This is a genomic window from uncultured Microscilla sp. (genome assembly GCF_947493425.1).
Classification (GTDB): Bacteria; Bacteroidota; Bacteroidia; order Cytophagales; family Microscillaceae; genus Microscilla.
This window is the reverse complement of record NZ_CANLRP010000237.1, coordinates 1-10,394: the sequence shown is the minus strand read 5'-3', so window position 1 is coordinate 10,394 and position 10,394 is coordinate 1. Positions and strand designations below refer to the sequence as shown.

10 protein-coding genes are annotated in these 10,394 nt (G+C 41.8%); 5 read left to right on the top strand and 5 right to left on the bottom strand.

What is annotated here, in order from left to right:
- Positions 1-271: 271 nt before the first annotated feature.
- From Q0954_RS30925 to Q0954_RS30905, 5 genes are all read left to right on the top strand, one after another.
- Positions 272-961 carry a leucine-rich repeat domain-containing protein gene (locus Q0954_RS30925; RefSeq protein ID WP_299464802.1) on the top strand — a complete coding sequence of 230 codons (690 nt, stop codon included), beginning with the start codon at positions 272-274 and terminating at the stop codon, positions 959-961.
- A 124-nt stretch (positions 962-1,085) separates the two neighbouring features.
- A complete protein-coding gene (locus Q0954_RS30920) occupies positions 1,086-2,366 on the top strand; it encodes a DUF1015 domain-containing protein (RefSeq protein ID WP_299464799.1) in 1,281 nt (426 codons plus the stop codon).
- Positions 2,367-2,374: 8 nt separating this feature from the next.
- Complete coding sequence (locus Q0954_RS30915) at positions 2,375-3,016, top strand: hypothetical protein (RefSeq protein ID WP_299464796.1); 642 nt, start codon at positions 2,375-2,377, stop codon at positions 3,014-3,016.
- 30 nt (positions 3,017-3,046) lie between these two features.
- Positions 3,047-3,490, top strand: a complete 444-nt coding sequence (locus tag Q0954_RS30910; protein ID WP_299464793.1) for a GNAT family N-acetyltransferase — start codon at positions 3,047-3,049, stop codon at positions 3,488-3,490.
- Between the two features lie 351 nt (positions 3,491-3,841).
- Positions 3,842-4,708, top strand: coding sequence for an EamA family transporter (locus Q0954_RS30905; protein ID WP_299464790.1), 867 nt, complete (start codon positions 3,842-3,844; stop codon positions 4,706-4,708).
- 194 nt (positions 4,709-4,902) lie between these two features.
- Here Q0954_RS30905 and Q0954_RS30900 read toward each other — a convergent pair whose 3' ends face one another.
- The 5 genes from Q0954_RS30900 to Q0954_RS30880 form a co-directional block, all read right to left on the bottom strand.
- Positions 4,903-5,487, bottom strand: coding sequence for a YcjF family protein (locus Q0954_RS30900; protein ID WP_299464787.1), 585 nt, complete (start codon positions 5,485-5,487; stop codon positions 4,903-4,905).
- 598 nt (positions 5,488-6,085) lie between these two features.
- On the bottom strand, positions 6,086-6,631 hold the full coding sequence (locus tag Q0954_RS30895; RefSeq protein ID WP_299464784.1) for a hypothetical protein: 546 nt from the start codon (positions 6,629-6,631) through the stop codon (positions 6,086-6,088).
- Positions 6,632-6,658: 27 nt separating this feature from the next.
- On the bottom strand, positions 6,659-7,543 hold the full coding sequence (locus Q0954_RS30890; RefSeq protein WP_299464781.1) for a hypothetical protein: 885 nt from the start codon (positions 7,541-7,543) through the stop codon (positions 6,659-6,661).
- Between the two features lie 10 nt (positions 7,544-7,553).
- On the bottom strand, positions 7,554-8,135 hold the full coding sequence (locus Q0954_RS30885; protein WP_299464778.1) for a tRNA-(ms[2]io[6]A)-hydroxylase: 582 nt from the start codon (positions 8,133-8,135) through the stop codon (positions 7,554-7,556).
- Between the two features lie 115 nt (positions 8,136-8,250).
- On the bottom strand, positions 8,251-10,263 hold the full coding sequence (locus Q0954_RS30880) for a putative porin (RefSeq protein WP_299464775.1): 2,013 nt from the start codon (positions 10,261-10,263) through the stop codon (positions 8,251-8,253).
- Between the last annotated feature and the right edge of the window lie 131 nt (positions 10,264-10,394).

Genomic DNA, 10,394 nt, shown 5'->3' with positions numbered 1-10,394 from the left:
AGTTCTTAAAAAAGAGAATAAATACGCTACTGTAAGTGCTTGATATACAATTAAGTAACACGTATTGAGAAGTTACTTTAAAAGCTATTTAATTGCACGGCGTAGACCTAAAACTGAACCCCTTTTAAAAATAAAGTAGGTAAACAACTTTAGTATAAACTGCTGATTTACAGGGCTTAATAAGGTGAACATTTACTCGGATCAGCTACGGACTATGGACTAAATACTATGGACTATTGTAAGGAGGTAAACCTAAATTTAGTAATGAGTAATGGAAGAACAAGAGTATACAAGCAAAATCAAGCGTTTGCTATACAATACCGATAAGGCAAACCAGGCGTTGGCGTTTGAACTAATGCGAGGCAATGGGATTCCCCCTGTGTTGTATCAGGAGCTTACCGAAAAATATATTATAGAGTGTCTATCCAATAATTTTACCAGCCTTTTTGCCCATACCGAAAAACTCAATCTAAGCCGACAACAACTCGATACGGTTCCCCCTGCAATGGGTAATTTGCCCAAGCTTAAGTTTTTATTTTTACCTTTCAATAATATTGATCAACTGCCCACTAAAATGGGTAACTTGAAAAACCTTAAGCGTATTTACCTTGATGGTAATCGTTTGGCAGGTTTTCCGGCATCTTTTGCCCAACTAAAGAGCCTGGAGCGCATAGCGCTCGTAAATAATTGCCTTACTCAGGTTCCCCCCGAAGTATTTGCAATGCCCAATATGCGTTGGCTGGATGTGAGCCATAACAAAATAACTCAGCTGCCCGAAGATATAGGCAAACTTGACCAGATGGAATTTTTAACCTTGAGCTACAACCAAATTACCCGGTTGCCCGATAGTATACGTAAACTGACCAAACTGACCAGCCTTTCGTTGGAGCATAATCCTCTGAGCCAACAAGAGGTAGAAAAAGTGCGTCGCTGGTTGCCCAAAGCCCAGGTTCGGTTTTAGCCCACTGAAAATGAGCCTTATAGCTACTATGGAGTGTGGTATTTTTTTATTTTGACCAATCATTAATTTCTGATAAAAAGTTGTACTTTTGCTGCTTGTAGAAGAACCTTTGTGTAGATCAAGTATGGCAGAAATTTTACCTTTTAAGGCGTGGCGTTACAATGAATTTTTAACTGAAAAGTTACTCAGTTTAAGTGCCCCACTATCCGAAACCATTTTTCAACAACAAGAAGCGGCACTTTATCAAGAGCCTTACCACAACTTTCACATTGCATCGCCCAGCGACGCGCCTCCTTTTGAAAACATTAGCCGTAGAATAAGCAACTGGAAGTTAGACGGTGTAATACGTCAGGACAACTTGCCTGGCATTTATGTATATTATCAGTATTTTCAGAGCAAAGGCGATCAACAGCCGTCTTGTCGCAAGGGTTTTGTTTGCCTGATTAGAACCTCCGATTTTGAAGATCAGGTGGTGTTGCCTCACGAAATGACTGTGCCCGCAGCAGTAAAGTTTCGTACAGGGTTGCTACAGCATACCGATATGCATACTACACCCACCCACGGTTTGTATACCGACGATGAAGAACTTCTGGAACACTACCTGGATGAAAGTATCGAGCACCCGATATACGACATTACTGATGCCCACCAAACCCGCCATGTGGTAAGCATTATTCAAGACCAACAGGTCGTCAATACGTTTATGCAAATTTTTCGTACCAAAAAAGTATTCCTGGCAGATGGACATCATCGGTACGAAAGCTCGCTTAATTATAAAAATACCCTTCAAAATAACAACCCCTATCACCAAGGCAACGAACCGTACAATTATCATATGATGTGGCTTACCAATACTGCATCGAGCGACTTGGGCATATTGCCTACCCACCGCCTGGTGCACCGTTTGCCAAAGGGAATGAGCGAAGCCCAATTGTTGAAAAAACTTGAACAATACTTTGAGGTAACCCTCAAAGAAGACATCAAACAAGCGTTGGGAGCAGCCGCACCTACTGACAATCTCTGGAAATTTGTCCTTATTTTTAAGAATAGTTCTTATATCTTATCTTTAAAACATGCAGCGTTCAACGACTTTGACCTGGAGATACCAGAGGCAGTAAAAAAACTGGATGTGTCGGTAATGCATTATTTTATCTTCGACCGTATCATGGGTTTTCCCTGGAGCAACCAGTTTGAGTACCTGAGTTTTTCGCAAAACTACCATGAGTGCATCAAGCAAGTGCAAGAGGGTACCGAACAATTGGCAGTGCTTACCCGCAAAGTAACTTTTGAAGAGATAAAAAATGTGTGCGAAAGTGGAAATACAATGCCGGCAAAAGCCACTTACTTCTTTCCGAAAGTATTGGGAGGGTTGGTGTTTGGTTCGGTAAAACCAGAAGAGTTTTAAAAATGGGCATGTGCCATTATTCATTACAAGTAATTTTTGGTGGTTGGCTGATGCTGGGTGGTATACTGCTGACAGGCTGTAACTCAGCATCGGATCAGCGGGAAACAGCATATAAGGCGCATTCCTGGCAAAAAATAATTGTGAAAGATAAAAAAGGCAATCGTATTGTAAAGTTTACCTGGAACGAGCGGCAAGTATTGATTAAAACCCCTAAAAAACTGTGGCAAAATAAAGACAGTATTGCCTTGGTTGAACGCCCTGTTAAAATCTACCGAACCCCTGCAAATATGCCATTGATAGAAACCAGTGTCAAAGGGTTAGATATTTTGGCCAAAACCATTGCTCCTCCTTTTTCTCAATGGCGGCTTCGTTTTGTGGGTGATACAATGCAAGTGCTCAAAGCAAACCACCACCTGCCTGCTTATTGGGTGGTGCAGTACAAACTAAACAAATACCGGGTGTACCAGGCGGATAACGAAGTGGGCAAAACCAAGATAACTAATGGGATAGTAGATGTAGATGGCGTTGGCATTGACCTAAAAATACCTACTCATACCAACTCTTATGCTTATACTTTGCTTATGATGTACCAAATACCTAAAACCATTAGGTGCAGCCTGATGGCGGAATTGTTGCTGAAGCAGCTCTAAATACATATCCATCACAACTCTTAACCTGATATGATAAGACCTTATACCCAAGCCGATAAAACTGCTGTGCTACAACTGTTACAAGCCAATACTCCTGCGTTTTTTGACCCTTCCGAAGAAGCCGACTTCGTCCATTACCTAACCAATGAACTGGAAGATTACTTTGTGATCGAACAAGATCATCGATTGTTGGGTTGTGGGGGAATCAACTACTTGATAGCAGATAAAACCGCTCGCATTTCGTGGGACATGTTGCACCCCGAAGTTCAAGGAAAGGGGTGGGGGGCAAAGTTGGTGCAACACCGTCTCAATCACATCAAAACCAAACCTGAGATAACGACTGTAGTAGTGCGTACCAGTCAGCTGGCTTATCAGTTTTACCAAAAGTGTGGTTTTGTGCTACAGGAAGTCACCAAAGACTATTGGGCAAAAGGATTTGACTTATATCAGATGGTTTTAACAGCAGATACTTGAATGGTTCGTAATTGACTACTGGTATTCAATATTCTTTACGTTAGATACAGTAGTGAGTTAACATATTGGAAATCAGTGGATTAATATTATGTTTTGTGATGCGTAAACTACTGACTAATGCTTGATTTACTTATAAAATGAACAAATGAAAGACTAGACTTTATTTTTGCTAAATTTCATTTTGTTAAAAGGTTGTTAAGGAGTGAGCAAAAATAACTTTTCGTTTTATAGGCGATTTTTCATCCTGATATTTTGTTACTTTTAGCCGAAGGTAGAACTCAGCATTTGCGTTGAAAACACAGGCAATGATAAAAACTGATTCACAAATATGATCTATTGTTTATCCCCCTTATGAAACAAACCAAACATTTAATAGAACTTAACATTGCGCTGGTGTTTTTGAGCACTTCTGGGGTATTGGGCAAACTAGTCACTACCACTCCTGCCTACACTATTTTTTGGCGTTGTGTCATTGCAGCGCTTGCCTTGGCAGGGTATGTTCACTTTCAGAAACTCTGGCAAAAGCCTAAAGCCAAAGAAACCCGTTTTTGGCTTATAAGTGGGGCTTTTTTTGGGCTACACATGATTTTTTATTTTTATGCCATTGGGGTGTCTACGGTGGCCATTGCCTTTATATCTTTGTTTACTTATCCCATCATTACTACTTTGATTGAGCCACTGTTTTTTAAGCAAAAGTTTGATTGGTTTAACCTGATAAGCGCAGTACTGATAGCAGTGGGCATTGTCATTATGACTCCAGAGTTTAGCCTAAAAAACAACACTACACTAGGCGTTTTATTAGGAGTTATTGCAGCGGCTATGCTTGCTCTGCGCAACCTCATGAGCAAGCACTACATGCAAGAGCGCAACGTGTCGGGGTCGGTGGTTATGTTGTACCAACTCATCGTTTCGGTGGTGGTACTTTTGCCCGCTCTGGTAGGTAACTATGGGCAAAATAGCTGGCAAAATATGGGCTACATTGCATTGTTAGGGGTGGCTACCACCGCTGTAGGGCATACAGTATTTATTAGCAAAATTCGTTATTTCAAAGCCAGCACCCAAAGCATTATTGCAGGAGTTCAACCCATTTATGGCATTGTGTGGGCGGTTTTGCTCATTGGTGAAAAGTTGCCTTTGCGTACTATCATTGGGGGCAGCATCATTATTTTTACGGTGTGCCTAGAGAGCCTCAAACAAGTACGCAAAGGCAGGAGCTAACCCAGTGGGCACTAAATTTTTGTAGATATATCAGGTTTTTTACGCAGCTATAAACTTAAGCAGGAAACCCCCAGGTAGTACTTGAGTAAGTGCTCATGAATCAGTTACCAATGAAAAAAGCCCCAGCATTGGGGCTTGTATATTACATATCTCACAAAGTGGTGGCAGGTTGCCAATGGCTTGCCACTACTTATTTAGTTCACCTTGCTTAGTAGTTCTTCTTTTTTACTGTTAAACTCATCGTCGGTCAACACACCTGCATCCTTGAGCTTTTTGAGCTTGTCAAGCTTTTTAAATACCTCTGCCTGGTTGCTGGACTTGCCCTCTTTATGAAGCGTTACGGCATACTCTTTTCCTTTTTCAAACTCCTCTTCGTATTTCTTTTTGCCTTCTTCTACATCAATATCACCTAAGCCTTGCCCCATTTCAAAGTAATTGAGGAAAACCTTGCCAATGCCATAGGTAGAAGCGCCCGAAAGTATGACCATAGATACTCCACCAATAGCAGAACCAATAATAGGAATGCCCTTGATGGCGCTTGCCGCAAAACGAGCCAGTACACTACCCGAAATGGCGGTTACTATACTTTTGCCTTGGCTTTCGTTATAAGGCACATCATAGTTTGCGCATAGTTGTTTGAGCATGTCTATTTGAATCATGGTAACTGCAGCAATGTCCAGAATAGGAACAGGCACTGCTCCGGCACCCATTGCCCACAATACATGGTTGTTGATTACTTGATTAGCAAGTTTTGTAAGGTTTTTCTTTTCTTCACTCATGAGGTAAAATCTATAATGTGATTTTTTATATTTAGTTATATTTTGCAATATACGCTTTTTCCTGGTCAATAGTTGGTAGTCTGTAACAGTGCTTTCATTGCCCTTACAGTTTTGGTAATTTGCAATTACTTTAGGCCAGGTTTTTAAACCCTCCAAATCAAGCTCAGCGCTTTATACTGGCATTTGCCCTATTGTTCGTTTAGGAACATGTTCACAATAAGTGTCGAGATTGAGGGCGTATACTCAAGGCTGGCTGAGGCACTTTTGCAGGCAAGGCAACATCCGAAGGATGTTGAGCCAGACCGTGGGACGGTGCTACGGCGAAAAAAATCTTGTAGTCCCGGCGGAACTGCCGGGGTAACGAAAGTCAGTAAAGAAGATATGTTCTAAACTGGACAGCTTCAATTTCTTATTGGGGTTATTGTTGAGGGCTACGCCCAAAATCCCGTTTACGGGGCGATCACGTTCCTAAGTTGACGTCTATGAGATGAACCGGGATTTAGAAACAGATTCGGTTTATAGGTATTTGTATAATGCTTATTTTCAGTAAGTTAAGAGCCTGTTAGTGAAAAGAGTTCGCATAAAACCAGTAATTAATTTAAAAGCTCTCGCCAATAGAAATTCCCGCCCAAGGGATAAAACCAAAACCACGTTTGTTGTTGGTTTGTTCGTTAATAGCAATGTCCATAAGGATAGGGGTAAAGCCCACCCGCAAAAACAGACCATTGGCTTTTTGCAGGCGGTAACCAATGCGGGCAAAGCCCAAAAGTATAAACTTAGGGGTGTCTTGACCTATACTCCTGTATACAACCATATTGCTTACTCCCAATCCGGTTTCTATAAAATGATTTTTTTTACCAAACAAAAGGTTTCCTTCCAGGGGGATGATAGGGTAAAGGTAGTTTGCCTCAGAGTTGGTCGCCGGAAACAACCCCACGCCAATTCTAACGCTGGCAGCAAATTTACGGAAGTTGAAAGCCCGGTCATAGTTAACCGAGCCATATACAGCATTGCCCCCGCCTTCAAGAAAAAAACTGTGTACTTTTTTAATTTTTTTAGGAGAGTAACGATTATACTTCCTTTGTGCCTGAATGCTACCTATGGTTATTACCGACAAGGCAAAGGCAAGGGTTAAGTTTTTCATGTTGTGTATACTATTTTTAACCATTACTTATTCTACGGTCACCGTTTTGAAACGTTCACAAGCTCCATTGCCAAAATCTACAGTGGCTACCTTGCTTACACTAGCACTTTCAAAACTAATGTTGATAATACCCTTGGTGGGGTAGTATACCTGGTTGTTCCAGCAAAACATGTCAAATATCAAAGGGTCTTTGCCTATTTCCGGGTCAACTATCGTGTATTTGTTGGTGTTACTTGCCTGCTCAACAATGGTCAAGTGGGTAGTATCCGACCAGTACATGTCATCGCCAATACTACGGCTTTGCAACCCTTTTACCAGTCCCCTTTCCTGATAGCCACTGCCCAGCATACCGTTGGCATTTAGCTGAAAATTGGTATAGGTCAGTTGTTGTTTGACAGTATCTTCCAGGGTAAAATCACTTGACTTAGACGTGTTTTTGACCGCTATAGTGCCCGACAATATCTGGCTGTTTAGTTGGAAATTATCAAAGGTAACCGACATTTGATGCCCCGATGAATAATAGGTAGTAGTGCCTGTCTGCTGCACTATTATTTTGCCACTTCGGGTCTTGTTGGTAATGGCATCCGGACAATTAGCTTCGCCATAATCAATGCTTATTTGTACTAGGTCATTGCTGGTTTTTACAATGCTTATTTGCGCCTCACAATCGTCAAACGTGAGGTTTTGTGCTGTAGTAGAGGCCGCCTGTATCTCTTTTTGTGTTCTGAGTAGTACATCGCCCACTATGTTGAGCGCATCGTAAGCACTGCTTTGCAAAGCCACGTATTCATTAATAAAACCTTCGGCTTCTACCAAACTTGGGTTAATGGTTTCCGGGGCTTCTTTTTCGCAGCTATAGAGCGTGATACTTGCCACTACAAACAGGTAAAATATATAATTGAATATTTTCATGGGTATAGGATTAATGCATGCGGTCGCTACGCATCTCAAGGTTCAATATAATGTCGGCTTCTATCTCAAAAAACTCATCCAAACGTTTTTTTACTACTTCTTCGGGTAGGTATTCTTTGGCAAGGTTTACAAAATTTACGTAGTGATTTGCCTCAGAGATCATCAATTCATAGTAAAACTTTTTGAGGTCGTTATCAGCAATTTCTTCCGAGAGCAAACGAAAACGTTCACAGCTGCGGGCTTCTATAAGCGCACACACGAGTAGTTTGTCCAAAAACTGATCGTTGGGGTGCCCACCTTTGCGTATATGTTTAAGCAAATTAATCACATATTCATCTTTGCGTTGGCGCCCCAGTTTAAACCCTCGCTTGTTGAGCTCGGCAAGCACCCGCTCAAAGTGCCCCCACTCTTCAGCCACTACTTCTGTCATCATTGCTACCAGTTTCTCTTTTTCGGGGTACTGTACAATGAGCGAAATACACGATGAGGCTGCTTTTTGTTCACAATAAGCGTGGTCTACTAATATGTCTTCGATGTTTTTTTCGGCAATATTGACCCAGCGAGGGTCAGTGGGTAATTTTAATCCTAACATAATCTATTGTGTTAATACTGATAAGTCATCACAAGCCCTTAAATTTGCCTGTTTTTTAGCGATGCACAGCAAAGAAGTTTAAACTAAAAACGAACGGTTATTACGAACACGTTGCTCAATTGAAAAACATCCAGTTAAAGCCTACATTAAAAGCAGAGCGCATACCCACAAAAGTAGGAGTAGTAATATACCCTTGGTCGCTATTAAATATATGGTTGAGGTGCGACATTTTAAGAAAAACCCTCACCCGTCCAATTTGTACATTAAAAAAGAAATCTACCAAAGCATAAGCCGGAGAGAGGACGTTGTCTTGCAAATAAAACTGCTTGGATACGGGCATATATGCATCTGCTTTGTATGCTGATTTGTAGTGAACCTCAAAGCCTATTTGTGTATGCATCAATTTGGTAAGCAGGCAGTCTTCGCAATAAATACGCGAATTAACCAGTATTTCGGGAACCCTCAAGTACTCAGTACTGCCCAAAGATTTAGACAACACCGCCTTGGTGCGCATATTTAGGCTTCGCCAACGCACGTGGAAATCAACCCCACCACTTGCTATCTGTACCAACTCAGGAGCTTGGGTAGGCAATGCTTGTTCATTAAAATAAATGTAATCGTTGATAAGGGTGTAGCTACCAAAAGGTCTGGCGGTAAACCAAGAGGTGTGAATGTCATAACTAATAGACGCCTCGTTTGCCAGCATATTGTTTAGGTTGGTGCGGTCCCAGATAAAGTGATTGCTGGCAAAGCGTTGCTGAGCCAAAGTAGGTGTAGTAAACGAACTTTGCAGTTTTGCTATCAAACCCCTTGACTCAAAGGCGACCGAAATTCGGTAATCGCTGCGTGCTGTAAGAGCATACTCAGCGCTGGCATACAAGCGACTAAATTGGTTGAAATTTATGCCAAAAGCCCCCCCTAAAAAGAGTTCGGTGTTGTTGGTGTTAATGCGGGTAGGAATAGAATCTAAGGTAAACTGAGGAATTGTCACCCCATTGATAATTAAATCGTCAGTAGCTCTAACCGTCACCCCTTCCACCTGTCCTTCCCGCGAGTGGGTAAGTTTGTATTGGCGTGCCCTGGCGTAGCCTTGGTAATAAATAGGACCGATGCTGCCTTTTACTCCTGCCATATTGTCAAACAAACGGTACTTAAAACCTTCACTGGTACCACTGCTGTTATACACATACATTTCGGGGTCGGTAGCAAAAGGCCTATAAAAGTCTTGATTGGTGCTGATAGTGATGCCAGTATCTTCGTAGTCGTCGCGTTGCCGGCTTAGGTTGAGTATATGAAAAAGCTGTAATTGTTTGAACAACGCATACTCATGGTATAAACGGTGGGTATTTTGGGTTTGCCAACTACGCGCCGTTAGCCCCAGTTGAGAGGCTTCCAGTTCATACCCAAACAAACTATCTACCCTTACTTCTCCATTGGCGAGGGTGTCAGACTCACCCAATACGATACCACCTTGTTCTTGCACCATCTGGTTGAGGTGAGCAAAATGATAGAGTAGTCTATAACGCTTGTTTTTGCTTTGGTAGGCAGCGTGTATTGCCAGGCTATGATGATCAGCGGCAAGGTCGCGGGTAGTTTCGCCTCCAAACTGTTTGTGGGTGTTTTCGCGTCGGTAAAGCAACCCAATGTTAAATCGTTTGTTGATATTACGCGTATAACGAAAATGAATTTTTTGGTTTCCTCTGGTGTTTTGCCCGTACACCGCCTGGGTAAACGGCGAGCGGGTATTAAAATACTTTACCTTGTCAGGGCTAAGCACATAAGGTTGGTAGGCGTCCATTCCCAGCCGGGTGCCTATTTGTTCGGATATCTGAAAATAAATCGGGCGGATAGCCGTACCTATCAGCCCCAGGTCTTGGTACATATTGTCAAGGCGTTGTACCATATCATACTGATGCGTAGCGTTGAGACTGGTGTCTACCATACGTAAGGTATCCCGGTTTTGTAGCAAGTCTTTTTCCAGAAAAAAGCGGGTAGTTTTAGGACCGTATACATTTTTGGTTGTATCATCCAAAATGGTAGACTGGCTCCAGCTGCTGTATTGAACCCCCACTATAAGCCCCAAAACGAGCCATAACCTACTTATTCTCATATCTCCCAAATACTCCATTAAATGTTACTAACTTGAGTAGCTCATCGAGCCACAAAAAAATATATGTGTTTATTTAAGGAATTGTTCAAAAATAAATTTACACTCTGAGGGGTGATTTTTCGCCTTGATACTTCGTTATTTTTATTGCC

Bases quoted from the DNA above. Each gene is read 5' to 3' on its own strand.
- Q0954_RS30925 (WP_299464802.1), top strand. From the start codon at position 272: ATGGAAGAACAAGAGTATACAAGCAAAATCAAGCGTTTGCTATACAAT.
- Q0954_RS30920 (WP_299464799.1), top strand. From the start codon at position 1,086: ATGGCAGAAATTTTACCTTTTAAGGCGTGGCGTTACAATGAATTTTTA.
- Q0954_RS30915 (WP_299464796.1), top strand. From the start codon at position 2,375: ATGTGCCATTATTCATTACAAGTAATTTTTGGTGGTTGGCTGATGCTG.
- Q0954_RS30910 (WP_299464793.1), top strand. From the start codon at position 3,047: ATGATAAGACCTTATACCCAAGCCGATAAAACTGCTGTGCTACAACTG.
- Q0954_RS30905 (WP_299464790.1), top strand. From the start codon at position 3,842: ATGAAACAAACCAAACATTTAATAGAACTTAACATTGCGCTGGTGTTT.
- Q0954_RS30900 (WP_299464787.1), bottom strand. From the start codon at position 5,487: ATGAGTGAAGAAAAGAAAAACCTTACAAAACTTGCTAATCAAGTAATC.
- Q0954_RS30895 (WP_299464784.1), bottom strand. From the start codon at position 6,631: ATGAAAAACTTAACCCTTGCCTTTGCCTTGTCGGTAATAACCATAGGT.
- Q0954_RS30890 (WP_299464781.1), bottom strand. From the start codon at position 7,543: ATGAAAATATTCAATTATATATTTTACCTGTTTGTAGTGGCAAGTATC.
- Q0954_RS30885 (WP_299464778.1), bottom strand. From the start codon at position 8,135: ATGTTAGGATTAAAATTACCCACTGACCCTCGCTGGGTCAATATTGCC.
- Q0954_RS30880 (WP_299464775.1), bottom strand. From the start codon at position 10,263: ATGGAGTATTTGGGAGATATGAGAATAAGTAGGTTATGGCTCGTTTTG.